This window comes from Achromobacter ruhlandii (assembly GCF_902859695.1).
Classification (GTDB): Bacteria; Pseudomonadota; Gammaproteobacteria; order Burkholderiales; family Burkholderiaceae_B; genus Achromobacter; species Achromobacter ruhlandii.
The window spans coordinates 297258-323006 of sequence record NZ_CADIJL010000004.1 but is presented as its reverse complement, the minus strand read 5'-3'; the positions used below and the strand labels follow the sequence as shown (position 1 = coordinate 323006).

General features: G+C 68.6%; 21 protein-coding genes. 8 read left to right on the top strand and 13 right to left on the bottom strand.

From position 1 onward, the window contains the following. Positions 1–149 precede the first annotated feature (149 nt). Entirely contained in the window at positions 150–1541 is a 1392-nt protein-coding gene (gene fumC, locus HV742_RS08145) for a class II fumarate hydratase (RefSeq protein ID WP_175144783.1), read from the top strand. A gap of 595 nt (positions 1542–2136) precedes the next feature. Here the strand turns inward: fumC and HV742_RS08140 are convergent. Next, complete coding sequence (locus HV742_RS08140; RefSeq protein WP_175144782.1) at positions 2137–3036, bottom strand: AEC family transporter; 900 nt, start codon at positions 3034–3036, stop codon at positions 2137–2139. A 245-nt stretch (positions 3037–3281) separates the two neighbouring features. Between HV742_RS08140 and HV742_RS08135 the strand changes: the two genes are divergently transcribed. Continuing rightward, positions 3282–4265 carry a tripartite tricarboxylate transporter substrate binding protein BugE gene (locus HV742_RS08135; protein ID WP_049071555.1) on the top strand — a complete coding sequence of 328 codons (984 nt, stop codon included), beginning with the start codon at positions 3282–3284 and terminating at the stop codon, positions 4263–4265. 109 nt (positions 4266–4374) lie between these two features. Here the strand turns inward: HV742_RS08135 and HV742_RS08130 are convergent, their stop codons facing one another. Beyond that, a complete protein-coding gene (locus tag HV742_RS08130; RefSeq protein WP_100502946.1) occupies positions 4375–5265 on the bottom strand; it encodes a LysR family transcriptional regulator in 891 nt (296 codons plus the stop codon). Positions 5266–5393: 128 nt separating this feature from the next. Here HV742_RS08130 and ggt point away from each other — a divergent pair, with 128 nt between their 5' ends. Further along, positions 5394–7151, top strand: coding sequence for a gamma-glutamyltransferase (gene ggt / locus HV742_RS08125; protein ID WP_175144781.1), 1758 nt, complete (start codon positions 5394–5396; stop codon positions 7149–7151). An 83-nt stretch (positions 7152–7234) separates the two neighbouring features. On the opposite strand, the gene HV742_RS08120 is transcribed toward ggt, so the two are convergent. The 4 genes from HV742_RS08120 to HV742_RS08105 all read right to left on the bottom strand — a co-directional run bounded on the left by HV742_RS08120 (position 7235) and on the right by HV742_RS08105 (position 12839). Beyond that, positions 7235–8638 (bottom strand): APC family permease, encoded by a 1404-nt coding sequence (locus HV742_RS08120; protein ID WP_049071559.1) that lies wholly within the window; start codon positions 8636–8638, stop codon positions 7235–7237. A 321-nt stretch (positions 8639–8959) separates the two neighbouring features. Further along, entirely contained in the window at positions 8960–10081 is a 1122-nt protein-coding gene (locus HV742_RS08115; protein WP_175144780.1) for a CaiB/BaiF CoA transferase family protein, read from the bottom strand. A 13-nt stretch (positions 10082–10094) separates the two neighbouring features. After that, on the bottom strand, positions 10095–11075 hold the full coding sequence (locus HV742_RS08110) for a Bug family tripartite tricarboxylate transporter substrate binding protein (RefSeq protein ID WP_175144779.1): 981 nt from the start codon (positions 11073–11075) through the stop codon (positions 10095–10097). A gap of 54 nt (positions 11076–11129) precedes the next feature. Beyond that, a complete protein-coding gene (locus HV742_RS08105) occupies positions 11130–12839 on the bottom strand; it encodes an acyl-CoA dehydrogenase family protein (RefSeq protein ID WP_175144778.1) in 1710 nt (569 codons plus the stop codon). 141 nt (positions 12840–12980) lie between these two features. Here HV742_RS08105 and HV742_RS08100 point away from each other — a divergent pair, with 141 nt between their 5' ends. After that, positions 12981–13913, top strand: a complete 933-nt coding sequence (locus tag HV742_RS08100; protein WP_054501822.1) for a LysR family transcriptional regulator — start codon at positions 12981–12983, stop codon at positions 13911–13913. Between the two features lie 43 nt (positions 13914–13956). Here HV742_RS08100 and purU read toward each other — a convergent pair whose 3' ends face one another. From purU to HV742_RS08070, 6 genes are all read right to left on the bottom strand, one after another. After that, positions 13957–14811 (bottom strand): formyltetrahydrofolate deformylase, encoded by an 855-nt coding sequence (purU, locus tag HV742_RS08095; RefSeq protein WP_049071568.1) that lies wholly within the window; start codon positions 14809–14811, stop codon positions 13957–13959. A gap of 3 nt (positions 14812–14814) precedes the next feature. Then, positions 14815–15948 carry an NAD(P)/FAD-dependent oxidoreductase gene (locus HV742_RS08090; protein ID WP_175144777.1) on the bottom strand — a complete coding sequence of 378 codons (1134 nt, stop codon included), beginning with the start codon at positions 15946–15948 and terminating at the stop codon, positions 14815–14817. Further along, the gene (locus tag HV742_RS08085; RefSeq protein ID WP_054501819.1) at positions 15945–16469 is read right to left on the bottom strand and encodes a flavin reductase family protein; all 525 of its coding nucleotides are present in this window, start codon (positions 16467–16469) and stop codon (positions 15945–15947) included. Before HV742_RS08085 ends, HV742_RS08090 begins: the two co-directional genes overlap by 4 nt. A 45-nt stretch (positions 16470–16514) precedes the next feature. Next, positions 16515–17144 (bottom strand): pyridoxamine 5'-phosphate oxidase, encoded by a 630-nt coding sequence (gene pdxH / locus HV742_RS08080; protein WP_049071573.1) that lies wholly within the window; start codon positions 17142–17144, stop codon positions 16515–16517. 152 nt (positions 17145–17296) lie between these two features. Next, positions 17297–17950 (bottom strand): gamma-glutamylcyclotransferase, encoded by a 654-nt coding sequence (locus HV742_RS08075; RefSeq protein ID WP_049071574.1) that lies wholly within the window; start codon positions 17948–17950, stop codon positions 17297–17299. 2 nt (positions 17951–17952) lie between these two features. Beyond that, complete coding sequence (locus tag HV742_RS08070; RefSeq protein WP_437340586.1) at positions 17953–19080, bottom strand: MFS transporter; 1128 nt, start codon at positions 19078–19080, stop codon at positions 17953–17955. Positions 19081–19576: 496 nt separating this feature from the next. Here HV742_RS08070 and HV742_RS08065 point away from each other — a divergent pair, with 496 nt between their 5' ends. The 4 genes from HV742_RS08065 to HV742_RS08050 all read left to right on the top strand — a co-directional run bounded on the left by HV742_RS08065 (position 19577) and on the right by HV742_RS08050 (position 25380). Beyond that, positions 19577–20761: an efflux RND transporter periplasmic adaptor subunit gene (locus tag HV742_RS08065; protein WP_175144775.1), complete on the top strand. Its 1185-nt coding sequence runs from the start codon at positions 19577–19579 to the stop codon at positions 20759–20761. A 1-nt stretch (position 20762) separates the two neighbouring features. Next, on the top strand, positions 20763–22724 hold the full coding sequence (locus HV742_RS08060) for a MacB family efflux pump subunit (protein WP_175144774.1): 1962 nt from the start codon (positions 20763–20765) through the stop codon (positions 22722–22724). Positions 22725–22729: 5 nt separating this feature from the next. Then, positions 22730–24160, top strand: coding sequence for an efflux transporter outer membrane subunit (locus HV742_RS08055; RefSeq protein WP_175144773.1), 1431 nt, complete (start codon positions 22730–22732; stop codon positions 24158–24160). Positions 24161–24543: 383 nt separating this feature from the next. Beyond that, complete coding sequence (locus HV742_RS08050; RefSeq protein WP_026382667.1) at positions 24544–25380, top strand: tRNA threonylcarbamoyladenosine dehydratase; 837 nt, start codon at positions 24544–24546, stop codon at positions 25378–25380. A 42-nt stretch (positions 25381–25422) separates the two neighbouring features. Here HV742_RS08050 and HV742_RS08045 read toward each other — a convergent pair whose 3' ends face one another. Next, positions 25423–25734 (bottom strand): non-heme iron oxygenase ferredoxin subunit, encoded by a 312-nt coding sequence (locus HV742_RS08045; protein WP_024067829.1) that lies wholly within the window; start codon positions 25732–25734, stop codon positions 25423–25425. Positions 25735–25749: the final 15 nt, after the last annotated feature.

Genomic DNA, 25749 nt, shown 5'->3' with positions numbered 1-25749 from the left:
GGTAAAAGGTCAGGATGGGAACACGGTTCGAACGCAATTATAGGAATTCGGGTTTCTGCTAATCTTATAAGTGATTGCTATTCTCAAATACGTCCGGCCAGGCGGGTTCCGCCGGCCGAGACGGACGCCGCCACGGAGCAGTAAGCGCCATGAAGACCCGCATCGAAAAAGACACTTTTGGCCCCATCGAAGTCCCCGAGGATCACCTCTGGGGCGCGCAGACGCAGCGTTCGCTGCATTTTTTCGCGATCTCCACCGAAAAGATGCCCGAGCCGCTGGTGATCGCGATGGCGCGCCTGAAGCGCGCGGCCGCCAAGGTCAACGCCGACCTGGGCGAACTCGATCCCAAGATCGCCGACGGCATCATCCGCGCCGCCGATGAAGTCATCGCGGGCAAGTGGCCCCACGAATTCCCGCTGTCCGTGTGGCAGACCGGCTCGGGCACGCAAAGCAACATGAACATGAACGAGGTGCTGGCCAACCGCGCCTCGGAACTGCTGGGTGGCGTGCGCGGCGAAGAACGCAAGGTGCACCCCAACGACCACGTCAACCGCGGCCAGTCGTCCAACGATACCTTCCCCACCGCCATGCACGTGGCCGCCGCCGTCCAGGTCGAGCACCATCTGCTGCCGGCGCTGAAGACCCTGCGCGCCACCTTCGCCACCAAGAGCGCCGAGTTCTACGACATCGTCAAGATCGGCCGCACCCACCTGCAGGACGCCACCCCGCTGACGCTGGGCCAGGAATTGTCCGGCTACGTCGCCCAGCTCGACCTGGCCGAACAGCAGATCCGCGCCACGCTGCCGGGCCTGCACCAGCTGGCCATCGGCGGCACCGCCGTCGGCACCGGCCTGAACGCGCACCCGCAGTTTTCCGCCAAGGTCTCGGCCGAGCTGGCCCACGCCACCGAAACCGCCTTCGTCTCCGCGCCCAACAAGTTCCAGGCCCTGGCCTCGCACGAAGCCCTGCTGTTCGCCCACGGCGCCCTCAAGTCGCTCGCCGCCGGCCTCATGAAGATCGCCAACGACGTGCGCTGGCTGTCCAGCGGTCCGCGTTCCGGCCTGGGCGAAATCAGCATCCCCGAAAATGAACCGGGCAGCTCCATCATGCCGGGCAAGGTCAACCCGACCCAGTGCGAAGCCATCACCATGCTGGCCGCCCAGGTCCTGGGCAACGACGTCGCCATCAACATCGGCGGCGCCAGCGGCAACTTCGAGCTGAACGTCTACAAGCCCCTGGTGATCCACAACTTCCTGCAGTCCGTGCGCCTCCTGACCGACGGCATGGCCAGCTTCGACAAGCACTGCGCCGCCGGCATCCAACCCAACCGCGAACGCATCGCCGAACTGGTCGACCGCTCGCTGATGCTGGTCACCGCCCTGAACCCCCACATCGGCTACGACAAGGCCGCCCAGATCGCCAAGAAGGCGCACAAGGAAGGCCTGTCGCTGAAGGAATCGGCCCTGGCCCTGGGCTACGTCACCGAAGCCCAATTCGCAGAATGGGTCGTGCCCGGCAGCATGACCAACGCCGGCAAGTAATCCCGCCGCAAAAAAAACGCCGCCCCGAGTGAACTGCCCCCCGAGAGTTGGACATGGATTCAACCTTCGGGGGGCAGTTCAGAGGGGCGGCTTTTATTTTCGCGCCGCGCTTGATGGCGCGGCCGCACCACGCGGCTGACCGCCCCCCTCTTCGCCCAGAGGATGTGGTCCCCCCCGTCGTTCCAATCTCTCATCACGCCGTACTGCGCGCGCCGCCATAGCGCGCCGTCCGCGCAGACGCGCAGCGCACACCCCCCCGACGCCCACAACCATGTATGCCAGGTCCAGCCGCCCGCGCGGCCGGACCTGGCGGGCAACGCAAATCCCCTCCCTGTCCCTCGGCCCAGCAGCGCGACATTTCTCACCCCCCGTAGCCCCTCGCGGCGGCGTTGGGCCGAGTGAGCAACCTCGATGCGCCCGAGGGAATCCGAAGGAGTCGCCGAAGGCGAGGACGAGGATGACAACGGGGCAGTCCGGAGCGAACGCTCCGGACCGCAATCGTGGGCGCTCACACGGCCCAACGCCGCCGCGAGGGGCGGCCTACGAAGAAAGCAACCGCCGCAAAAACCCCCAAGCCACGCAACCAAGGAAGCCCCTAAGCGCTCCCCGCCAACAACACCCAAGCAGGAATCGTCAAAGCAGAAAACAACGTCCCCAGGGAAATGAGCACAGCCACCATCCTCCCATCTCCCCCCATCCGCATCGCCAGCACATAAGCCGCCGAAGCCGTCGGCAACGCCGCAAACAGCAACAGCATGCGCGCCTCCAGCGGCGCCAGCCCCAGCAACCTGGCCACGCCCACCGCCACCAGCGGCAACGCCACCAGCTTCACTGCCAGCATCCACGCGATCAGTCCGCCATAGCCCTTGCCGCCTTCCCACGCCAGGCTGGCGCCCACGCACAGGATCCCCAGCGCGATCGCCGCCGCGCCCAGGCGCGCCAGCACCGTGTCCACCGGCCCCGGCAGATGCAGCCCCGCGAGATTGCACGCCAGGCCCGCCAGGGTCGACACCACCAGCGGATTGCGCGCCAGCTCGCGCAGCAGGTTGCCGCCGTTGTGGCGCGCCAGCCCGTACACCGCCGCGATGTTCGCCATCGGCACCGCGAAGCCGATGATCAGCGCCATCACTGTCTGCCCCTGCGTGCCGCCCAGGCTGGCGGATAGGGCCAGTCCGATATACGTGTTGAATCGATAGCCACACTGCGCCGACGAGGCCAGCCCCAGCGACGTCGGCTTGAGCACCAGCCCCGCCAGCCACGACAGCGCCACGCCCGAGACGATCACCGCCGCCGTGGCCTGCAACAGTATTGCGGCGTTGCCGGCGCTGATCGGCGTGCGCAGGATGGATTGGAACAGCAGGGCGGGGAACAGTACGAAGTACACCAGGCGCTCGGTGCCCGCGAAGAATTCACGTGAGAAATTGAGTTTGTGGCGCAGCGCCCAACCCAGCGCGACCAGCATGAAATCAGGGAAAACCAGCAGTGCGACCGACATGGGGATTGTGTTTTTTCGAGAGCGCCCGCCGGGGATCGGCACGCTATGCGACTGTAAGCATTTGCTGCTATTCTCCGTCATTCTGGCGGGCGCGTGTGCCACAAGCAACTCAATAAACAGCACGGCTTCCGGCCCTGCATACAAGCGATGCCCCGCCAACGCTAACTGCTGTCCCGTCCACAGACGGGGGCGCCACAAGACGGTCCGTTCACACTCGGGCTCGCACATTTGGAGGAAACACACCAATGATGAAAATTCGCTCCCTGGCTGTCGCCATCGCACTGGCCACCGGCACGATCGGCGCTTCGGCTGCGCATGCCGCCGACAAGTACCCCGACAAGCCGATCCGCGTCATCGTTCCGTTCGCGCCCGGCGGCTCCACCGACATCATCGCGCGCCTCGTGACGCAGCGCATGAGCCAGGAACTCGGCCAGCCCATGGTGGTCGAGAACAAGGGCGGCGCCGGTGGCGCCATCGGCGCGGCCGAAGCCGCGCGCGCGGCGCCGGATGGCTACACGCTGTCGATCGCCACCGTCTCCACCATGGCCGTCAATCCGGCGTGCCGTCCCAACGACCTGCCGTACGATCCGATCAAGGACTTCCAGCCGGTCACCAACTTCGCCAACACCGCCAACGTGGTCGCGGTGAATCCGAAGTTCCCGGCCAAGGACTTCAAGGGCTTCGTCGAAGAACTGAAGAAGAACCCGGGCAAGTATTCGTACGGCAGTTCGGGCACTTGCGGCGTGCTGCACCTGATGGGCGAATCGTTCAAGATGGCCACCGGCACCGACATCGTGCACGTGCCCTACAAGGGTTCGGGCCCGGCCGTGGCCGACGCCGTTGGCGGCCAGATCGAAATCATCTTCGACAACCTGCCGTCCTCCATGCCGCAGATCCAGGCGGGCAAGCTGAACGCCATGGCGATCGCCTGGCCGGAAGACATCGCCTCGCTCAAGGGCGTGCCGAACTTCAAGCAGGCCGGCTTCCCGGTGCTGAACCAGCCGGTCTGGTACGGCCTGCTGGCGCCCAAGGGCACGCCGATGGAAGTCGTGAACAAGCTGCGCGACGCCGCCGTGGTGGCCCTGAAGGACCCCAAGGTCATCAAGGCGCTGGACGATCAGGGCTCGGCCCCGTCGGGCAACACGCCGGAAGAGTTCGCCAAGGAAATCAAGGAACAGTACGACTGGGCGAAGGACGTCGTGAAGAAGCAGAACATCAAGCTGGATTGATGGCCTGAGGGCGCGGGCGCTTCGGCCCGCCGCCCGCCACCAGCCTGAAAAGGAGGCGCCCCGCGGGGCGCCTCTTGCTTTGTGGCGCGCGGGACCCGCGCCGGCGCGGTCAGCGTTCCAGCGCTGCCTGGCTTGCTTCGCAGGCCGCGCGCAATCGATCGATCAGGTCGCGATGCACCGCCGTCAGCGGATCCTGGCTGCGCGTCAGCACGCTGATTGGCACGCCCAGCGTGGGCGACAGGCGCCGCAGGCGCATGTCGGGTCGCAGCATGGCCTGGGCGGTGATGGCGTCGACGATGGCGTCACCCGCGCCGGCCTGCGCCAGCGCGCAGGCGACGTAGTGGGTCTGCACCCGGATCGCGGCGTGCGGGTCCACGCCCTGCGCGTCCAGCGCCATTTGGAGCAGGGCGCCGGCGGCGTCGCTGGCGTCCAGCAGGATCAGGCTGTCGCCGGCGATGTCGGCCAGCGCCAGCGGGCCGCCGCCGGGGCCGCGACCCAGGTGGACCAGTTCGGTCTGGCCCAGTTCGGTGCGCGTCAGGCCCGGCGTCTCGCCGGTGTCGAAGGTCACCGCCAGGTCCAGCTCGCGTGTCAGCATGCCGCGCACCAGCTCGCTGCTGTGATAGGTGTGGATGTCGAAGGTCAGGCCGGGTTGCGCATCGCGGCTGTCGCGCACCACGCCGGGCAGCAGGCCCAGGCCCAGCGCCGGGGCGCAGCCCAGCCGCAGGTGCGCATGGGGCCGGTCGCGCAGGCTGGCGGCCAGCCGGCGCACGCTGTCCAGGTCCTGGTTCAGGCGCGCCACTTCGGGCGTCAGGATGTCGGCCTCGCGCGTGGCCACCAGGCGGCCCTTGACCCGCTCGAACAGCTTGAAGCCCAGTTGCGACTCGGCGCTGGCCAGCAGCTTGCTGGCCGCGGGCTGAGTGATGTGCAGCGCCGCCGCGGCCTGGGTCAGGGAACCGGTGCGGCGGATCGCTTCGAAGATCTCGATGTGGCGCAGGCGCATGGAGCAAAGGAGGGTATCGGCGCAATCCCGCATTCTACGGCGCGGCGGCGCGCGTGCGACAGCGGCGCGGGTCTTGTCTATCATGGACATCCGAGCCGGGCGTCCGGCGTCATCCTGGAGCTTGTCCCATGCGCGTGCGCCGTTCCTCCGCCGCCCTCCTGCTCGCCGTCATGCTGGCCGCGACGCCGTCCGCCTGGGCGCGTTCGCCGGCGGCCACGGAGGACCGGAATCCCGAGGCCGCCACGGGCAGCCAGGCCCGCGAACTGGCGCGCGCCGCGCATTTCATGGTGGTCGCCGCCAACCCCCTGGCGACTGCCGCCGGCAACGAAATGCTCAAGCGCGGCGGCAGCGTGGTGGATGCCGCCATCGCCACGCAGCTGGTGCTGAACCTGGTCGAGCCGCAATCCTCCGGCATCGGCGGCGGCGCCTTCATGGTGGTGTATTCGGCCAAGGACCGCGCCATCGTCACCTACGACAGCCGCGAAACCGCGCCGGCCGCGGCGCGGCCCGATCGCTTCCTGGATGCCGAGGGCAAGCCGCTGCCGTTCGCGCAGGCGGTCAACAACGGCATGGCCGTGGGCGTGCCGGGCCTGCTGCGCGGCCTGGAGATGGCGCACAAGCGCCAGGGCAAGCTGCCGTGGGCCGACCTGTTCCAGCCCGCCATCCGGCTGGCCGAGCAGGGCTTCGCGGTGTCGCCGCGCCTGCACAAGCTGCTGGCGGGCAACAAGGAATTGCCGCGCCAGCCGGCCGCCGCGGCCTATTTCTATGCGCCGGACGGCAGCGCCTGGCCGGTCGGCCACGTGCTGAAGAATCCCGCCTTCGCCGCCACGCTGCGGGCCGTGGCGCAGGGCGGCGCGGACGCCTTCTACCAGGGCGATATCGCCCGCGACATCGTGGCCGCGGTGCATGCGCATCCCAAGCCGGGCGATCTGACGCTGGCCGACCTGGCGGGCTATCAGGCGCGGCAGCGCGAGCCGGTCTGCGGCGCCTATCGCGGCTACGAGCTGTGCGGCATGGGGCCGCCCAGCAGCGGCCCGATCGCGGTGCTGCAGATGCTGGGCGAACTGGAGCAATATCCGATCGGCGATTTCGCGCCCGGCAGCGTCGAGGCGGTGCACTACTTCGCCGAGGCCGGCCGGCTGGCCTTCGCCGACCGCGATTTCTACGTGGCCGACCCGGATTTCGTCCGCGTGCCGGTGCGTGCGATGCTGGATCCGACGTACCTGCGCGCCCGCGGGGCGCTGATCCGGCCCGACCGCAGCATGAAGGTGGCGCTGCCCGGCGACCCCGAAGGCAAGCTGCTGTCGCTGGGCCGGGACAACGCCCTGGAGCAACCCTCCACCAGTCATCTGGTGGCGGTGGACGCGGACGGCAATGCGTTGTCGATGACCACCACCATCGAGAACGAATTCGGCAGCAAGATCTTCGTGCGCGGCTTCCTGCTGAACAACGAGATGACGGATTTTTCGTCGTCGTTCAAGGATCCCGAAGGGCGGCTGGTGGCCAACCGCGTCGAACCCGGCAAGCGCCCGCGCAGCGCCATGGCGCCGATGATCGTGCTGCGCGACGGCAAGCCCTACCTGCTGGTGGGATCGCCGGGCGGCAGCGCCATCATCAACTACGTCGCCAAGACCATCGTGGCGGTGCTGGACTGGAAACTCGACATCCAGGCGGCGGCGGCCCTGCCGAACCTGGGCAGCCGCAACAAGGAGACCGAGCTGGAGAAGGGCACCGCGCTGGAAGCGCTGGCGCCGGCCCTCGAACGCATGGGGCATCCGGTGAAGATCACCGAGTTCCCCAGCGGTATCCACGGCATCGTGATCGATGCCGAAGGCTTGCAGGGCGGTGTCGATCCGCGCCGCGAGGGCCTGGCCCAAGGCGGTTGAAGCTTTTCATTGCGGGGCCTGCCGCCCGGCTTCCGAAACGCTGGCCGCCCGGCCCCGCGAGCGGCGGGGCCGGGCGCAACGGTTCATTCCAGCGCCGACGGATCCAGCCGCATCTTGTCCTCGCGGCTGCGCGCCAGGTAGGTCACGCCCCACATTGCCACGCCCAGCAACAGCAGCCAGCCCGCCACCTGGTACTGGATCAGGTCGCGCCCGGTCAGCGGCGTGACCAGGAACAGGCAGGCGGCCGCGCCCAGCCACGGCACGATGCGGTTGATGCGGAAATGCTCGTGCTTGACCTGGTCACGGCGCAGCACCAGCACCGCCACGTTGACGAAGGCGAACACGCCCAATAGCAGCAGCGCCGTGGTGCCGCCCAGGGCGCGGATGGCCTCGGAATCGGCCAGCGCCACCAGGATGATCAGGCCGAAGGCCAGCGCGGTGGTGAACAGGATGGCCGTCCACGGGGTCTGGTTGCGGCGATGCACGTGCGCCAGGAAGGCCGGCAGCACGCCCTGGCGCGACATGCCGTACAGCAGGCGGCTGGCCATCATCATGTTGATCAGGGCCGAGTTGGCCACGGCGAACATCGAGATCACCGGCATGATGTATTCCACCGGCAGGCCAGGCGCGGCGCGCTTGACCACCAGCACCAGCGGCGTGCTGCTGCTGGCCAGTTCGCCCACCGGCACCAGCGCCACCGCGCAGATCGACACCAGCACGTAGATCACCGCCGTCAGGCCCAATCCGGTCAGCATCACCTTGGGGAAGATGCGGCTGGGGTTGTGCGTTTCCTCGGCCATGTTGACGGAGTCCTCGAAGCCGACCATGGCGAAGAACGCCAGCGCCGTGGCCGAGGTGACGGCCAGGAACACGCTCTTGTCTTCCGGTGTGTCGAAAGCGATGACGCGCGAGAAATCGGCCTGGCCTTCCGACATGGCGTAGAAGCCCAGCAGAATGACCATCAGCAGGCCCGACAGTTCGATCAGCGTCAGGACCACATTGGCGCGCACGCTTTCGGACGCGCCGCGCAGGTTCACCAGCATCACCAGCGCCATGAAGCCCAGCGCGCCCATGGTGATCCACGCCTTGCTGGCCTCGATGCCGAAGGCCGCGAACAGGTTGGCCGCGAAAGCCTGCGACGCCGTCGCGGCCGAGGTCAGGCCCGAGCACATCACGGTGAAGCAGACGATGAAGGTCAGGAAATGCACGCCGAACGCCTTGTGCACGTAAAGCGCGGCGCCCGCCGCTTTCGGGTACTTGGTGACCAGTTCCAGGTACGACAGCGCGGTCAGCAGCGCCACGCCGAAGGCCACCAGGAACGGCAGCCAGGCCGCGCCGCCGACTTCCTTGGCGACCTGTCCGGTCAGGGCGTAGACGCCCGTGCCCAGGATGTCGCCGACGATGAAAAGCAGCAGCAGCTTGGGGCCCATCACCCGCTTGAGCGGGGCGTTCTGTTGCGGCTCGCCGCTGGAGGCGTTCGTGGCCATAGTCTTTCTCCTTGTTCTCGTTCGATGGGGGAGTCGCGCCAGGGCAACGTCGAGGGAGCGGGCATGCTGCGCGGATGTCGCCGCGCGTCGCTCCCCCGGAGCCCGCCGGGAGGGGCGGGCCGGTGTGATGGGGAAAAGTCTAAATCGGCCGCGCGCGCGGCAGTGCAACAGTCATGCAACGAATTGTCTGTGCATGCAAGACATGCAAGCGCGTGTAGGGAAAGGCGGCAATCCCGGGTGCGATTGCCGCTTGAGCGGGCATGAAAATGCCCGCGCGAGGCGGGCGGGAAGGCGCTCGGAGCGGGGGCGCTGCCCTGGTCGCTATGGCTGGGACGGCGCCAGGTCGGGCGGCAGGCGGCGCAGCGTGGCGGGCGTGCGCGACAGCTTGATCGGCGAACCGACGCCGCGGTAGTCGCCCTGTTCCAGCACCATGCCGCGATGCTTCGTGTGCGGATGGGCCAGCGCCTGGTCCACGGTCTGCACCGCCGCGGCTGGCACGCCGGCGCGCAGCAGGCGGTCCGCCAGCGCCGCGGCGTCGTGCTGCGCGAGCAGCGCGGACAGGTCGTCGCGCAGGGCCTGGCGGTGCGCCAGCCGGTCGGCGTTGGCGGCATAGCGCGGGTCCGTCGCCAGCGCCGGCGCCTCCAGCACCTGCGCCAGCTGCGCGAACTGACGGTTGTTGCCGACCGCCAGGAAGATCGGGCCGCTGGCCGTGGGCAGGGTTTCGTAGGGCGCGATGTTCGGATGCGCGTTGCCGCTGCGGCCCGGCGTCTTGCCGCTGTAGAAGTAATTGGGCGCGTGCGGATGCAGCAGCGACAGCGCGCAGTCGTACAGCGTGATGTCGAGGAACTGCCCCAGGCCGCTGCGCACGCGTTCGTTCAGCGCCAGCAGGATCGCCACTGCCGCGTTCAGGCCCGTCACCATGTCCACCACCGGCAGGCCGACGCGGGTGGCGTCGCCATCGGCCTCGCCGTTCACGCTCATCAGTCCGCACATGGCCTGCGCGCAGGCATCGTAGCCCGGCAGGCCGCCCAGCGGGCCGTCGGCGCCGAAGCCGCTGACGCGGCAGTGGATCAGTCTCGGGAAGCGTTCTTTCAAGGTGTCGTAGCCCAGCCCCCACTTCTCCAGCGTGCCCGGCTTGAAGTTCTCGACCAGCACGTCGGCGTCGGCCAGCAGGTGGCGCAGCAGTTCCTGTCCGGCCGCCTGCGACAGGTCCAGCGTCATGCCGCGCTTGTTGCGGTTGACGCCGACGAAGTACGACGCCGTATCCCCCAGGAACGGCGGGCCCCAGCCGCGCGTCTCGTCGCCGCCGGGCGGCTCGATCTTGAGCACATCGGCGCCGTGGTCGGCCAGGATCTGGGTGCAATAAGGACCGCCCAGCACGCGCGACAGGTCGATCACTTTGCAGCCGGCGAGGGCGCGGGCGTCGGGAAGCTTGGGAGCCATGGAGCCTCTGCGGTCAGTCGATGGAAACGTTGGCGCTCTTGATGAGGGTGCGCCACTTGGGCACTTCGGTCGTGATGAAGCGGGACAGTCCCTGCGGCGTCTGGTCCTGGGCGCGCACGATGCCCTGGCTGCGCAGGGTCTGTTCGATCGCGGGGTCCGACAGCGCGGCCTGGAATGCCTGGTTCAGTTTGGCCACGGTCTCGGGCGGCGTGGCCTTGGGCGCGACGATGCCGAAGAACACGCTGACGTCATAGCCCGACAGGCCCTGTTCGGACAGCGTCGGCAGGTCGGGAAGCGCGTCCGAGCGTTGCGCGCTGGCCAGGCCGATGGCGCGCAGCTTGCCCGCCTTGATGTACGGCAGCGCGGTCAGGATGTCGGTGAACGACATCGACACCTGGCCGCCCAGCAGGTCGTTGAGCGCCGGCCCGGTGCCCTTGTACGGGATGTGCATGATGCGGGTGCCGGCCATCTGGTTGAACAGGATGCCGGCCAGGTGCGAGGACGCGCCGTTGCCGGACGAGGCATAGCTGAGCTTGTCCGGGTTCTTTTTGGCGTAGGCGATCAGTTCCTGCGCGTTGTTGGCGGGCACCGACGGGTTCACCACCAGGATGTTGGGCAAGTGGCCGATGCGGATGATGGGCGCGAAGCTGGTCTCGGGGTTGTAGCCCTGGTTCTTGTACAGGCTGACGTTGATGGCCAGCGGTCCCGAGGTGCCGAACAGGATGGTGTAGCCGTCCGGCTTGGCGGCGGCCACGTATTCGGAACCGATGTTGCCGCCGGCGCCGGCGCGGTTCTCGACGATGACGGTCTGGCCCAGCGGCTGCTTGAGCTTTTCGGCCAGGCGGCGCGCCAGCGCGTCGGTCGGGCCGCCGGGCGGGAACGGCACCACCAGCGTGACGGGGCGCGACGGATAGGCGTCGGCCGCCAGCGCGGGAGGGACGGCGGCGATGGCGGCGGCCGCCAGCAGCAGCAGGGGGGTGAACAGGCGTTTCATGGTTGTCTCCAGTGGGGGCGCGCCGGCTGTGCCGCCGGCGTCGGGGGCGCCAGGCTACAGCGCGTGTTGCAGGATGCCGCGGCAGGCGGCGCTTTCGTCGGGGGGAATGGCGTAGGGATCGCGCGGCGCCAGGCGGTGCTGCAGCACCTGGTCGGCCAGCAGCGCGCGGCTGGCCAGGCCCTCGCCAGCGGCTTCCCAGCGCAGCGCCGCCATCGACACCGCGTGGTACAGCAGCGAGGCGGCCTGGCGCGCCAGTTCGGCGTGGTCGCCCTGCGCGGCATGTTCGGCCAGCGCATAGGTCCGCTCCAGCGCATCGGCCTGGGTGGCGGCGAGCGCGGGCGGGCAGGGCAGGCCGTCGGCCAGCAACTGGTCGATATGGCGGCGCAGCGCGGGCAGCGAGCTTTCCTTCTTGATGGCTCGCAGCACGTCCAGCGCCACGATGTTGCTGGTGCCTTCCCAGATCGAGCCCAGGTGCGCGTCGCGCACCAGGCGCGGCTCGGTCCATTCCTCGATGTAGCCGCAGCCGCCGCGCACTTCCATGGCGTCGCCGGTGACCTTGCGCGCATCGCGGCAGGCGCGGAACTTGATCAGCGGCGTCAGGATGCGCGCCAGCGCCGGGTCGCCCTGGCCCTGGTCGGCGTCCGCCAGGGCGCGGGCGGTCTGGAACATGACGCTGCGGGCCTGTTCGGCCCATACCGTCATCTTCACCAGCTGGCGCTGCATCAGCGGCATGTCGATCAGGCGTTTGCCGAACGCGCGGCGGTGCTGCGAGACGTAGGTGGCCTCGGTGACGGCGCGGCGCATCAGGCCGGCCGCCCGCATGCCGTTGGACAGGCGCGAGTTGTTGATCATGTCGGCCATGTGCTTGAAGCCCTTGCCGCGCTCGCCCACCAGCCACGCCACCGCGCCTTCCAGCCGGATTTCGCCGCTGGCCATGGAGCGGGTGCCGAGCTTGTCCTTCAGGCGCAGGATGCGGTAGTGGTTGTGCGTGCCGTCGGCCAGGTCGCGCGGCAGCAGGAACAGCGACACGCCCTTCAGGCCGGGCTCGCTTTCGCTGCGCGCCAGCACCATGGCGAAGCCGGCATCGGGATTGGAGCAGAACCACTTGTCGCCGTGGATGCGCCAGCTGCCGTCGTCCTGGCGCGTGGCCGTGACCTCGGTGGCGCTGACGTCCGAGCCGGCGCCCTGTTCGGTCATGAACATGGCGCCCTGGCGCAGGGCGTCGAAGTCCTGGCTGGTGACCTGCGGCAGCACCCGCTCGACCAGCGCCGGGTCGCCGAACTTGCGCAGCGTGCGCGCCAGCGAGTCGGTCATGCTGACCGGGCAGCACAGGCCGAACTCGGCCTGCACGAACAGATGGCTGAGCGCGTACTTGGCGGCGGCCGGCATCGGTTCGGGCCAACCCAGCACGCCGCCGCGATGCGACAGCGCCGCCAGGCCGAATTCGCTGTAGGCCAGGCGCTCCAGCTCGATATAGGCCGGATGCTTGTCGATGCGCGACTCGTCGGCGCCGGCGCGGCTGCGCACCGACAGGGTGGGGGGATGCTTGTCGGCGGTGGCCGCCAGCTCGTCCATCAGGCCGCCGGCCAGTCCGCCCAGGCGGTCCAGGTGCGGCAGCAGGTGCGCGTGCAGCGCGGCCGGCAGGTAGCGTCGGGCCAGCGGCGCGGCGTACGGATCGGCGCGGAACAGGTTCAGGCCGCGCGCGTCCGGGACGGGCGTGGCGGCGTGGGCGGGGGCGACGGGGGGCTGGGCGGGGGTATCCATGGCGGCATCCTGCGCAAAAGGGGAGTTTCCGGCATGGTGCGATGATGGATTAATCTATACAAATACCGTTTTGGTGTAGACCTATCCAATAAAAATATGGATCTCGGGCGCCGCCGGCAGGCGCGCCCCGGGAGGAGACCGATGGACCTGGATCCGCGCTTGCTGCGCTATTTCATCGCCGTGGCCGAAGAGCGCCATTTCAGCCGCGCCGCCGCGCGCCTGCACATTTCCCAGCCGCCCTTGAGCTACGCCATCCGCCAGCTCGAGGACAACGTCGGCGCGCGCCTGCTGGCGCGCACCAGCCGCCACGTCGAACTGACCGCCGCCGGCCAGGTGCTGTACCGCGAGGCCCTGACGCTGCTGCGCCAGGCCGAGGACGTGCGCATGCTGGTGCAGCGGGTCGACGCCGGCCTGCGCGGCCGGCTGCGCATCGGCTTCGTGGGCTCGATGCTGTACCGCGGCCTGCCGGCGCTGCTGGCGTCGATGCGGGCCGAACTGCCGGACGTGGAACACGTGCTGACCGAATTGAATTCGCACGACCAGATCGAGGCGGTGCGGCGCGGCGAGCAGGACCTGGGCTTCATCCACGCCAACCCGGTGCCGGCCGGCGTGGCGGCGCGCGACCTGCTGGCCGAACCTTTCGTGGTGTGCCTGCCGCAAAGCCATGCGCTGGCCGGGCGGCGTTCGCTGGCGTTGGCGGACCTGGCCGGCGACGATTTCGTGTTCTTCGCCCGCGCCGCTTCGCCCAGCTATTACGAGACCGTGCTGTCGCTGTGCGTGGCGGCGGGCTTCATGCCCGTGGTCCGGCACGAGGTGCGCCACTGGCTCAGCGTGGCCTCGCTGGTGTCGCAGGGGCTGGGCGTGTCGATCGTGCCGTCGTGCCTGTCGCGCAGCGGCCTGGCGGGCACCCGGTTCATCGCGTTCGAGCACGAGGCGCGCTCGGTCAGCCAGGTGATCTGGCCGGACGAGGATCGTTCGCCGCTGCAGGAAAAGGCGCTGGCGCTGGTCGAGCGCCAGTTTCCCGCGGCCGAGGCGGGTCAAGCAAAACGCCGGCACGGTGGCCGGCGTTCATGAGGCGGGCGGGGCCCCGCCAAGGAATGCGGGCGCCGGTGCCGTGCTAGCGGAACACCACGGTCTTGTTGCGGTTCAGCAGGATGCGGTGCTCGACGTGGCTGCGCACGGCGCGCGACAGCACCAGCGACTCGATGTCGCTGCCGACCTGGGTCAGGTCCTGCGCCGTCATGGTGTGGTCGACGCGCTCGATGTCCTGGTCGATGATCGGGCCTTCGTCCAGGTCCGAGGTGACGAAGTGGGCGGTGGCGCCGATGATCTTGACGCCGCGCGCATGCGCCTGGTGGTATGGGCGGGCGCCCTTGAAGCTGGGCAGGAAGCTGTGGTGGATGTTGATGGCGCGGCCATTGAGCGCGCGGCACATGTCGGCCGACAGAATCTGCATGTAGCGCGCCAGCACCACCAGGTCGATCTCGTAGCGGTCCACCAGCGCCAGCACCTGTTGCTCCTGTTCCGCCTTGGTGTCGGGCGTGACCGGCAGGTGGTGGAACGGGATGCCGTAGGACGCCGCCAGGCTGGCGTAGTCGTTGTGGTTCGAGACGATGGCCGCCACTTCGGCATGCAGCTGGCCGCTGTGCACGCGGAACAGCAGGTCGTTCAGGCAGTGGCCCTGCTTGCTGACCATGATCAGCAGGCGTTCCTTGCGGCGCGCGTCATGCAGCTGCAAATCCATGTCGTACTCGGCCGCCATCTCGTCCAGCCGGGCGCGCAGCGCGTCCGGGGCCGCGCCGGCCGGCAGGTCGAAGTGCACCCGCAGGAAAAAGCGGCCGGTTTCCTCGTCACCGAACTGCTGCGAATCGAGGATGTTGCAACCCGATTCGAACAACAGGCCGCTGACGCGGAAGACGATGCCGGTGCGGTCGGGGCAGGACAGGGTCAGGATGTAGTCGTTGTGCTGCATGATTCAGTGGGAAGAATGAGAAGAAGCGTCGTCCGCCAGCCGCGCCAGGGTTTCCTCGGCCAGCGCCAGGCTGGAGGTCAGCCCGGGCGATTCTATGCCAAACAGGTTCACCAGGCCGGGCACGCCATGGGCGGCCGGGCCGGCGATGACGAAATCGGCGGCCGGCTCGTGCGGTCCGGAGATCTTGGGGCGGATGCCGGTATAGCCCGGCGCCAGGGCGTCGTCCGGCAGGGCCGGCCAGTAGCTGCGCACGGCGGCGTAGAAGACCTCGGCGCGGGCCGGGTCGATGGTGTAGTCCTCGGTGCCGACCCATTCGGTGTCGGGGCCGAACTTGGCCTGGCCGCCCATGTCGAGCGTCAGGTGCACGCCCAGGCCGGCGTGTTGCGGCACGGGGTAGATCAGGCGCGAGAACGGCGCGCGGCCGGACAGCGTGAAATAGCTGCCCTTGCACAGGTAATCGGTGGGGATGGTGGCGGCCGGCACGCCCTCGATGCGGCGCGCCAGCGCCGGCGCCTGCAGGCCGGCCGAATTGATCAGCACGTTGCAGCTCAGGCTCATGGCGTCATCGCCGCCGAACTGCAGATCGAAGCCGCCTTCGGGGCGCACCCGGCCGGACACCAGCGGGGTGTGGAACACGCACTGGGCGCCGGCGTTCTCGGCATCGCCCTGGTAGGCCAGCATCAACGCGTGGCTGTCGACGATTCCGGTGGACGGCGACACCAGCGCCGCCGTGCAGCGCAGCGCCGGTTCCAGCCGCATGGCGTCTTCGCCGGAAATGAACTGCAGATCGTCCACGCCGTTGGCGCGGGCGCGCTGCGCGATGCCTTCGAGCTGGGCGGCCTGCTCGGTGCTGGTGGCCACGATCAGCTTGCCCAGCCGCTTGTGCGGAATGCCGCGCTCGGCGCAATAGGCGTACAGCAGATGCTTGCCGCGCACGCACAGGCGGGCCTTGAGGCTGCCCGCCGGGTAATAGATGCCGGCGTGGATGACTTCGGAATTGCGCGAGCTGGTGCCGGTGCCGATCGCCTCGGTGGCCTCGGCCACCAGCACCTCGCGGCCCGACTGGGCCAGGGCGCGGGCGATGGCCAGGCCGACCACGCCCGCGCCGATGACGACGCAATCGATGTCGGCGCTCATGGCTTTCCGCCTTCCGCGCGGGCGCCGGCGGGCGTCAGGTCGAAACCGCCCGCGTGGAAGACCAGCGGCGGTTCGCCGCTATGGCCGCAACGTTCGACTTCTCCCACCATGATGACGTGATCCCCCTCGACATAGCGGCTGCGGTTGTGGCATTCGAACCAGGCGGCGCAATGGCCGTCCAGCATCGGCGTGCCGCCCGGCGCGTGGTGCACGGTCAGGCCGGCATAACGGTCCGGCGTCTTGCCGGTGGCGAAGCGCCGCGCCAGCGCGATCTGGTCGGCGCTCAATACATTGACCACGTAGCGCTGGCACTGCTCGAAGGCGGCCAGCGACGAGGAGTTGCGCGACAGGCTCCACAGCACCAGCGGCGGGTTCAGGGACACCGAATTGAACGAGCTGACCGTCAGGCCGATGGGGGCGCCATCGAGGTCGGCGGTGGTCACGACCGTGACGCCGGTGGCGTAGCGGCCGAGCGCGGTGCGGAAGAAGGCAGCGTCGAAATCAGGGGAGGAGGCAGGCATGCAATTGAGAAATGGGGCGGGCGCCGGGGACGGCGCCCGGCGGCGTCAGGGCGACAGGCGCTCGATCTTCCAGCCCTGGCCGTCGGCGACGTAGCGCAGGCGGTCGTGCAGGCGCGAGGGCCGGCCTTGCCAGAATTCCATCGAGGTGGGCTTGAGGCGGTAGCCGCCCCAGTGCGGCGGGCGCGGCGGCTGGTCGCCGTAGCGGGCGCGGAATTCCTGCTCGCGGGCTTCGAGTTCGGCGCGGGTGATGGGCTGGCTCTGGCGCGAGGCCCAGGCGCCGATGCGCGAACCGGCCGGGCGGCTGTGGTAGTAGGCGTCCGATTCCTCGGCCGGCACTTTTTCCACCACGCCCTCGATGCGCACCTGGCGCTCGAGCGGCTGCCAGAAGAACAGCAGGCAGGCGCGCGGCTCGGCCAGCAGGTCGGCGCCCTTGCGCGACTCGTAGTTGGTGAAGAACGTGAAGCCGTGTTCGTCGAAACCCTTGATCAGGACGATGCGGGCGCTGGGCTGGCCGGCGGCGTCGACGGTGGCCAGGGTCATGGCGTTGGGCTCGGGCACCTTGGCGGCCAGGGCCTCGTCGAACCAGCGGGTGAACTGCTCGAACGGGGACGCGGCGGCCTCGCTTTCCAGCAGCACGTTCTTTTCGTAGCTTTGACGCAGATCGGAGACAGACATGGGACGTTTGATTCAGCGTTGATAACAAGCAGTTTATACCGCCGAAGAAACGCTCCCCTCATTGACCCCGCGCAGGGTCCGGGCAAGTTTTTGCGCCGCGAGGGCCTCCGGCGCCTTTCGGCCAGGCCGGGCGGCCCCGCGCCGGGCTCGCTTCAGGCGCCCTCGGGCAGGGTGTGGCTGTCCTGTTCCAGGCGCCGGGCGATGGCGTCCAGGCGGGCGTCGTGGATGCCGGCGGCGCGCAGGGCCTGGGCGGTCTGCACCACGTAGTCGGTGCAGGGACCGTAGCGGCCGGCGGCCCGCCGCACGATGGCCAGCAGTTCGGCTTCGGGCAGCGCGCGGATGTAGGCCGGGTTGTCGCGGTTCATGATGAAGACCAGGGCGCGGACCGGGCCGGCCTCGGTGCTGCAATTGATCCAGCGGGGCAGGTAGGCGCCGGTGGACATTTCCCGGTCCCACAGGGCGGGGAAATAGGTCGGCACCTGGCGGCCGGCCAGGCGGTAGACCACGCCGCGGCAGGAGCCGCCGCGATCCAGGCCGAACACCAGCCCGGGGCATTCCGGCGTGCCGCGGTTGACCCGCGACCACAGGCACAGCGCGCGGTGGTGGCCGCGCAGGGTGGCCAGGCGGCGCTCTTCGAAATCGAAGTCGGGGCGCCAGATCAGTGATCCGTACCCATATACCCAGACGTCCTCGCCGTCGCGCCAATGGCGCAAGGCATCCTGCAACGATGCCTGCCGTTCTTCAGGGGTCCAGAGGCGGAAAGGCAGGCTGGCGCCGGCCACGGGAGGGGAGGACTGCATGTTCACGACTACGGTTTCCGGTCAGGCTCGAGCGGGAGGTTGCGATTGGCCCAGCCCCCAGCCATCAGGGCCACGGAATACGCCCAGAACAGGGGAGCGACGCCAATGACCGCACCCAGCGCGCCGAAGGTCAGCGGCAGGGACACCTGGGAACCGTTGATCAGCGCCATCCGCAGCCCCACGGCCTCAGCGGCGCGGCCCGGCGGCGAATGCTGGTGCAGTAGTGAAAGCATACTCGGTTGGCAGCATCCCAGCGCAAGCCCCAGGATGAAGGACAGCACGATCAGGACGCCAACGTCGGTGAACAGCGGGTAAAGCATGAAGTCGATGGCGGCGGTGGCCATCGCCACCCGCACCAGCGTCCAGGAACGCACCCGGCGCTGGATCAGGGGCAGAACCAGGCGGATGATGAACGTTGCCGCCGCGAAGGAGGCAAGAATGACGCCGATGGTGGTGGCGGACAGGCCGATGGCGACGCCGAAGATGGGCACCACGAACAGGTGGGTGTCCCAGGCCCCGGACAGGATGGTGTTGACCATCAGGATGCGGCGCAGCGCGGGCACCGCCAGCAGCTCGGTCACGCGGCGGCGCTGCGCTTCCTTGGCGCCGGCCAGTTGCGAATCCACCGCCTTCAATTGGTGCCGCAGCGCGTACAGGCCGGCGGCCGACAGCAGCGGGCCCAGCGTCAGCAGGCCGAAGGCCAGCCGGGTGCCGAGATGGTCGATCGCCAGTCCGGCGATCAGCGGACCCGAGAAACCCGAACCGGCCAGCGCCAGCGACATCAGCGAGAAATTGCGCAGGCGCTGGGTTGGCTCGGCATGGCCCAGCAGGTCTTGCGTGGCCACCTGGTGCAGCATGAAGCCGATACCGATGCAACAGGACGCCACCAGCAGCGCGAACTGGGTCTGCGACAGGAACGGCAGCGCCGTGCCCACCGCCACCAGCGTGGTGCCGATGACCAGCGGCCGGACGATGCCGACCCGGTCCACCCAGCGGCCGGCGCGCACCGAGAACAGCATGGGCAGCACCGCGAACACGGCCACCAGGGTGCCGACCTTGAAGGTCGACAGGCCCATCTGCAGCGCCGTCAGGGACACGGTGATGCGCCCTCCGGTCAGCGCCACGTGGTTCAGCATGGCCAGCACGCACAACAGCGCCGCCCCGGAAAATTCCGGGGCGGCGCTGTTTGAAGAGGGGGAGGGGGGCGGATTGGACACGGATACGGCTTAACTGCATTCATTCTGTCCCTATCGTCGCCCTATGTCGAGGCGTGGTTTTTTTGCGCCGCCGCATTCCGCGATCGCCAGTGGCGACAAGATAGGCGCCACCTATGGCCCATCTGGGATAGGGATGCGGCAAGATGGCACCATGTTGGCGGCACGGTTCCGTAGAATGGAAACGCTAATGCGCCGCAACAGATGTATCGTTCGTGCAACGGAACAATTTTGCCCGCCCAGGACCCAATGCCGGGGCCTTTACCGTTTTTCACCCTTTCGCCACAGATTGGCCATGCTTTGACGCGGCCCCCCGTTTAGGATGAGCGGGCAGTATGGGTACGCACAGCCGGCCCGATCCGTATCGAGTTATTCGAGTGGTGGACGATGCCTCCGCCGCCTCCTCCGAACTGGTTCAATGAAAAAGCCTCGTAGCAAAGTCCAGCGTTACGTCCTGATCGCCGTCTTTCTCCTGATCATCGCCTTTGGCGTCCGCGCCGCCTTCTTCTCGTCGCCGCCGCCGCCCACTTTCGCCGTGGCCGAGGTCGTCCGCGGCAATCTCGAAGACAGTGTGCTGGCCAGCGGCACGATGGATGCCATCGAGCGTGTCAGCGTCGGCGCGCAAGCCACCGGCCAGTTGAAGTCGCTCAAGGTGGCGCTGGGCGATCGGGTGACCCGAGGCCAGTTGGTCGCCGAGATCGACGACCTGACCCAGCAGAATGAATTGCGTAATACACAGGCCGCGCTGCAGACGCGCCGCGCCGAGCGCGCCGCCAAGGTCGCCACCCTGAAGCAGGCCGAGCTGGCTTTCCGCCGCCAGCGCCAGATGCTGGCGGCCGACGCCAGTTCGCGCGAGGCGTATGAATCGGCCGAGGCCACGCTGAGCGTGACGCGGGCGGAGATCGCCGCGCTCGACGCCCAGATCGTCCAGGCCGAGATCGAGGTCGACAAGGCCAAGGTCAACCTGGGCTACACCCGCATCGTGTCGCCCATCGACGGCGTGGTGGTGGCGGTGGTCACCAAGGAAGGCCAGACCGTCAACGCGATCCAGAGCGCGCCCACCATCATCAAGGTGGCCCAGGTGGCCACCATGACCATCAAGGCGCAGATCTCGGAAGCCGACGTGACCCGCGTCAAGCCGGGCCTGCCCGTCTATTTCACCATCCTGGGCGAGCCAGACCAGCGTTACCACGCCACGCTGCGCGCGGTGGAGCCGGCGCCGGATTCGATCCAGAAGGACGATGCCACCGCATCGCTGACCTCTTCCAGCTCCACCTCCACCAGTGCGGCGGTCTATTACAACGGGCTGTTCGACGTGCCCAACCCCGACGAGAAGCTGCGCATCTCCATGACCGCGCAGGTTTCCATCGTGCTGGGCGAGGCCCGCGACGCCGTGGTGGTGCCGGCCTCGGCCCTGGGCAAGCGCGGCGAGGACGGGCGCTACGAGGTGCGGGTGGTCGGCAAGAACAACCAGACCGAGACCCGCCAGGTCAGGATCGGCATGAATAACAACGTGCAGGCGCAGGTGCTGGAAGGCCTGGAGGTGGGCGAGCGCGTGGTGTCGGCCGACGCCGCGCCGGTGGCCGCCGCGGCGGGACGCTGACATGGCCGAACCGTTGATTTCGCTGTCCGGGGTCCGGCGCGAATTCCCCGCGGGCGAGCAGACCATCGCCGTCCTCAAGGACATCAACCTGACCATCGAGGCCGGGGAGATGGTGGCCATCGTCGGCGCGTCGGGCTCGGGCAAGTCGACCCTGATGAATATCCTGGGCTGCCTGGACCGCGCCACCAGCGGCGACTACCGTGTCAGCGGCCGCAGCACGGGCGAACTGGATCCGGACGAACTGGCCGAATTGCGCCGCGAGCATTTCGGCTTCATCTTCCAGCGCTATCACCTGCTGTCCGACCTGACGGCGCAGGGCAACGTCGAGGTGCCGGCCGTCTACGCCGGCAAGCGCCGCGAGGCCCGGCTGGAACGCGCCGCCGACCTGCTCGAGCGCCTGGGGCTGGGCGAACGCACCGGCCACCGCCCGGGCCAGTTGTCCGGCGGTCAGCAGCAGCGCGTGAGCATCGCCCGCGCGCTGATGAATGGCGGCGACATCATCCTGGCCGACGAGCCCACCGGCGCGCTGGACACGCACACCGGCCAGGAAGTGCTGCGCATCCTGGAGGAACTGAACGCCGCCGGCCACACCATCATCCTGGTCACCCACGACATGAACGTGGCGCGGCACGCGCAGCGCATCATCGAGATCAGCGACGGCGAGATCGTCTCGGACCGACGCAACCCCGACGCGCCGCGCATCGAGGTCAAGCGCGAGGAGGAGGCGGCGCCGCTGCCGCCGCGGCCGGCCTGGCAGGCCTACCTGGACCGCTGCGGCGAAGCGCTGCGCATGGCGCTGCTGGCCATGAACGCGCACCGCCTGCGCACCTCGCTGACCATGCTGGGCATCATCATCGGCATCGCCGCGGTGGTGTCGGTGGTGGCGCTGGGCGAGGGTTCGCGCCAGAAGATCCTGGAAGACATCAGCGAGATCGGCACCAATACCGTCGAAGTCTTCCCGGGCAAGGACTTCGGCGACGAAAAGGCCCTGACCATCCGCACCCTGGTGCCGGCCGATGCCGAGGCCCTGTCACGCGAGTCCTACGTGGACAGCGTCACGCCCGAGGTCTCCACCAGCAACACGCTGCGCTATCGCAACGTGGCGGTGAATGGCTCGATCCAGGGCGTGGGCGAGCAGTATTTCCGGGTGCGCGCCGTCAAGCTGGCGCAGGGCAAGTTCTTCGACGCCACCAGCGTGGCGCGGCGCGCCCAGGAAGTGGTGATCGACGAGAGCACCCGCAAGACCCTGTTCGGCTCGCACACCGACCCGATCGGCCAGATCGTGTTCCTGGGGGCGATGCCGGCGCGGGTGATCGGCGTCACCAAGAAGAACGACACCGTGTTCGGCAACAACGAGACCCTGAACGTGTGGATTCCCTACACCACGGCGCTGTCGCGCGTGCTGGGGCAGCAGCATCTCAAAAGCATCACCGTGCGCGTCAACGACGCCGCGCCGCCGGCGGCGGCCGAGCAGGCCATCACCAAGGTGCTGCTGCGGCGCCACGTGGTGAAGGATTTCTTCGTGTTCAACACCGACGCGATCCGCAAGACTATCGAGCGCACCACGGCCACCATGACGCTGCTGGTGTCGCTGATCGCGCTGATCTCGCTGATGGTCGGCGGCATCGGCGTCATGAACATCATGCTGGTGTCGGTCACCGAGCGCACCCGCGAGATCGGCGTGCGCATGGCGGTGGGCGCGCGTCGCAGCGACATCATGCAGCAGTTCCTGATCGAAGCCGTGCTCGTCTGCCTGATTGGCGGCGCCGTGGGCATCGCGCTGTCGCTGGGCCTGGGCGTGCTGGTCTCGAAAGCGACCGGCGGGTCCTTCCGCATGATCTATTCCACCGCGTCGATGGTGGCGGCATTCACCTGCTCGACGCTGATTGGTGTGCTGTTTGGTTATCTCCCGGCGCGCAACGCGGCGCGCCTGGATCCCGTCGAGGCCCTGGCCCGGGAATGAGAACGATGAAAGTTGTTTCCCTGATCCGCAAACCCGCCGCCCTGGCTCTGGTGCTGGCCCTGGCCGGCTGCGGCGGCCTGCTCAAGAGCGAATACGAAACGCCGCGGACGCAGTCGCCGGCCGCCTGGCGCCACGGCGCGGGCGCCGACGCGCCCGCCAACGCGCTGGCCGCTGGCGGCGCCTGGTGGCGCAATTTCAACGACCCGGTGCTGGACGGCCTGGTCGATGGCGTGCTGGCGCGCAACAACGACCTGGCCGCCGCCGCCATCCGCGTGCGCCGCGCGCAATTGCAGGCCGGGCTGGCGCAGGACCAGCTGATCCCGCAACTGTCCGGCACCGGCAACGTGACGCGCGCGCGCAACCTGCGCGGCGAACGCGAAATCACGCGCACTAACAGCGCCGAATTGTCGATCGGCTACGAGGTCGACCTGTGGGGCAAGCTGTCGCGCCAGCTCGACGCCGCCGAGTGGGAGGCGTTGGCCAGCGAGCAGGACCGCCAGAGCTCGGCGTTGACCCTGGTGGGCACCACGGCCACGCTGTATTGGCAGACCGCCTTCATCAACCAGCGCATCGCCAGCAGCCTGGAGAGCATCGCCTACGCCCGCAAGACGCAGGAATTGGTGCGTGCGCAATATGCCGCCGGCGGCGCCTCGGCGCTGGAAGTGGCCGAGGCCGAACAGACCGTGGCCAGCCAGCAGGCGGCGCACGCGCTGCTGGTGCAGCAACGGGTGGAATACGTGAACGCGCTGGCGATCCTGTTCGACGGCCCGCCCGACCGCACCATGGCCGACCCGCAACGCCTGCCGCAGTACCCGCTGCCGCAGGCGCGCGAAGGCGTGCCGGCCGAACTGCTGGGCCGCCGTCCGGACCTGCGCGCCGCCGAACTGCGCCTGCGGGAGTCGTTGTCCAACATCGACGCGGCCCGCGCCAGTTTCTATCCGACCCTGAACCTGACCGGCGCGCTGGGCAGCTCCAGCCCGACGCTGTCGAATGTGCTGCAGAACCCCGTGGGCACGCTGACGGGAGCGCTGACGCTGCCGTTCCTGCAGTTCAACCGCCTGAACCTGAACCTGAAGGTCTCGCGCGCGGATTTCGACGAACGGGTGGTGAGCTTCCGCCAGGCGCTGTACCAGGCCATGGCGGATGTGGAAAACGCGTTGTCGAACCGGACGCAGTTGCGTCTGCAGGCAGAGCAGCTGGACGCGTCGTTGAAGGCGGCGCGCGAGGCGGAGCGCCTGTACGAGGTGCGCTACCGAGCGGGATCGGTGTCGCTGAGGTTCTGGCTGGACGCCCAGGAGAAGCGGCGGACGGCGGAGATTGCGCGGGATGAGAACGCGTTGAACCGCCTGATCAACCAGGTAAAGGTCTACCAGGCGCTAGGCGGCGACGATGCTGTCCTGGCAATGAACGGCTCCGTCGATACCAATGGGCGCTGATTATCCTGGAACGTCGGAGCCATTGAATGCGCCCGACGCAAGACACCACGTAAGCCTCCAAAGGCCGCCGGCGCGGCCGGCTTGAGGCGGGCCCCGCAATATCCTCCATTTCCCCCCAATGTGCGCAACCACGCCAAGCACTCCGCCCTCCACGGCAACCGTGGTTAAACCTCCTCATGAGCGCGCTGCGGGGCAGGCGGGGAATGGCGGGGCGTGTAGATGCGCCCGCCGGAAACCGAAGGGAGCCGAAGGCGTACGAGGTTGAGGCCGGGGCAGTCCGGAGCGAACGCTCCGGACCGCAATCGTAGCCCCGCCATCCCCCCCCCTGCCCGGCAGCGCGCGGCTCAAGAACCCAACCCCGCGCCCATATAAAATACCCCCCCATGACCGCTCCAGAAGAAAAAGCCGACATCGCCCGCCGCTTCGGCAGCCTGTCCCGCCTCTACGGCCCCGAGGCTCCCGCCCGCCTCCAGAACGCCCACATCGCCGTCGCCGGCCTGGGTGGCGTAGGCTCGTGGACGGTCGAAGCGCTGGCCCGCTGCGGCGTTGGCGCGCTGACGCTGATCGACCTGGACCACATCGCCGAATCCAACGTCAACCGGCAGATCCACGCCCTGACGCAGACCCTGGGGCAATCCAAGGTGGATGCCATGGCCGAACGCATCCTGGCCATCAATCCCGAATGCCGCCTGACCCGTGTGGACGATTTCGTTTCTCCGGAAAACGTCGCGCAAGTGCTGCCCGGCCCCTACAGCGCCATCATCGACTGCACCGACCAGGCCGCGGCCAAGATCGCCATGATCCTGCATGCGCGGGCGCTGGGGATTCCGATGCTGCTGTGCGGCGGCGCCGGCGGCAAGACCGATCCGCTGGCGTTGCGCGCCGGCGACCTGTCGGCCGCGGTCAATGACGCCTTGCTGTCCAAGCTGCGCAACAAGCTACGGCGCGAGCATGGGTTTCCGCGCGCATCGGACAAGAACGGCAAGGCGCTCAAGCGCGTACCGAAGATGGGGATTCATGCCCTGTGGTTCGATCAGCCCGCCATCCTGCCCGATGAATGGACGCGGCAGGCCGAGGCCGAGGACGATATGGGCGCCTCGGCGCAGGCCGTGGCGCCGCAAGGATTGTCCTGCGCCGGCTATGGCTCGGTGGTCACCGTGACCGCCGCCATGGGCATGGCGGCCGCCAACGAGGCCTTGCGGCTGGCGTTGCAAGGCTAGCTGGGCGGCGACGGCCCGTCACGGAACGCCGCCGCGCCCGGGTCACAGCGCCACGAACACCACGCCGTCCTCGATCCTGACCGGGTAGGTCGCCAGGTTGTCGCGCAGCGGCGAACAGAGCGCGCGGCCGTCGCGCACGTCGAAGCGGCCCTGGTGCAGCGGGCACTCGATCTCGTGGCCCGTCAGGAAGCCGTCGCACAGGCGCGCATTGCCGTGCGTACAGAGGTTGTCGGTGGCGTAGACGTTGCCTTCCACCCCGTACAGCGCGATCTCGCGGTCGCCCGCCTGCACGGCGATCACGTCTTCGTCCGGCACGTCGGCCAGCGCGATGGCCTTGATCCAGTTCGTACTCATGTCTTGGTGTCCTGG

What these genes read in the sequence shown, in the direction of transcription:
- purU (WP_049071568.1), bottom strand. Translation starts at nt 14,811, where the DNA reads ATGCAGCACAACGACTACATCCTGACCCTGTCCTGCCCCGACCGCACC.
- pdxH (WP_049071573.1), bottom strand. Translation starts at nt 17,144, where the DNA reads ATGTCTGTCTCCGATCTGCGTCAAAGCTACGAAAAGAACGTGCTGCTG.
- HV742_RS08110 (WP_175144779.1), bottom strand. Translation starts at nt 11,075, where the DNA reads ATGAAACGCCTGTTCACCCCCCTGCTGCTGCTGGCGGCCGCCGCCATC.
- HV742_RS08135 (WP_049071555.1), top strand. Translation starts at nt 3,282, where the DNA reads ATGATGAAAATTCGCTCCCTGGCTGTCGCCATCGCACTGGCCACCGGC.
- HV742_RS08070 (WP_437340586.1), bottom strand. Translation starts at nt 19,080, where the DNA reads ATGCTGAACCACGTGGCGCTGACCGGAGGGCGCATCACCGTGTCCCTG.
- HV742_RS08100 (WP_054501822.1), top strand. Translation starts at nt 12,981, where the DNA reads ATGGACCTGGATCCGCGCTTGCTGCGCTATTTCATCGCCGTGGCCGAA.
- HV742_RS08140 (WP_175144782.1), bottom strand. Translation starts at nt 3,036, where the DNA reads ATGTCGGTCGCACTGCTGGTTTTCCCTGATTTCATGCTGGTCGCGCTG.
- HV742_RS08120 (WP_049071559.1), bottom strand. Translation starts at nt 8,638, where the DNA reads ATGGCCACGAACGCCTCCAGCGGCGAGCCGCAACAGAACGCCCCGCTC.
- HV742_RS08085 (WP_054501819.1), bottom strand. Translation starts at nt 16,469, where the DNA reads ATGCCTGCCTCCTCCCCTGATTTCGACGCTGCCTTCTTCCGCACCGCG.
- HV742_RS08090 (WP_175144777.1), bottom strand. Translation starts at nt 15,948, where the DNA reads ATGAGCGCCGACATCGATTGCGTCGTCATCGGCGCGGGCGTGGTCGGC.
- fumC (WP_175144783.1), top strand. Translation starts at nt 150, where the DNA reads ATGAAGACCCGCATCGAAAAAGACACTTTTGGCCCCATCGAAGTCCCC.
- HV742_RS08050 (WP_026382667.1), top strand. Translation starts at nt 24,544, where the DNA reads ATGACCGCTCCAGAAGAAAAAGCCGACATCGCCCGCCGCTTCGGCAGC.
- HV742_RS08130 (WP_100502946.1), bottom strand. Translation starts at nt 5,265, where the DNA reads ATGCGCCTGCGCCACATCGAGATCTTCGAAGCGATCCGCCGCACCGGT.
- HV742_RS08045 (WP_024067829.1), bottom strand. Translation starts at nt 25,734, where the DNA reads ATGAGTACGAACTGGATCAAGGCCATCGCGCTGGCCGACGTGCCGGAC.
- HV742_RS08105 (WP_175144778.1), bottom strand. Translation starts at nt 12,839, where the DNA reads ATGGATACCCCCGCCCAGCCCCCCGTCGCCCCCGCCCACGCCGCCACG.
- HV742_RS08055 (WP_175144773.1), top strand. Translation starts at nt 22,730, where the DNA reads ATGAAAGTTGTTTCCCTGATCCGCAAACCCGCCGCCCTGGCTCTGGTG.
- HV742_RS08060 (WP_175144774.1), top strand. Translation starts at nt 20,763, where the DNA reads ATGGCCGAACCGTTGATTTCGCTGTCCGGGGTCCGGCGCGAATTCCCC.
- HV742_RS08115 (WP_175144780.1), bottom strand. Translation starts at nt 10,081, where the DNA reads ATGGCTCCCAAGCTTCCCGACGCCCGCGCCCTCGCCGGCTGCAAAGTG.
- HV742_RS08065 (WP_175144775.1), top strand. Translation starts at nt 19,577, where the DNA reads ATGAAAAAGCCTCGTAGCAAAGTCCAGCGTTACGTCCTGATCGCCGTC.
- ggt (WP_175144781.1), top strand. Translation starts at nt 5,394, where the DNA reads ATGCGCGTGCGCCGTTCCTCCGCCGCCCTCCTGCTCGCCGTCATGCTG.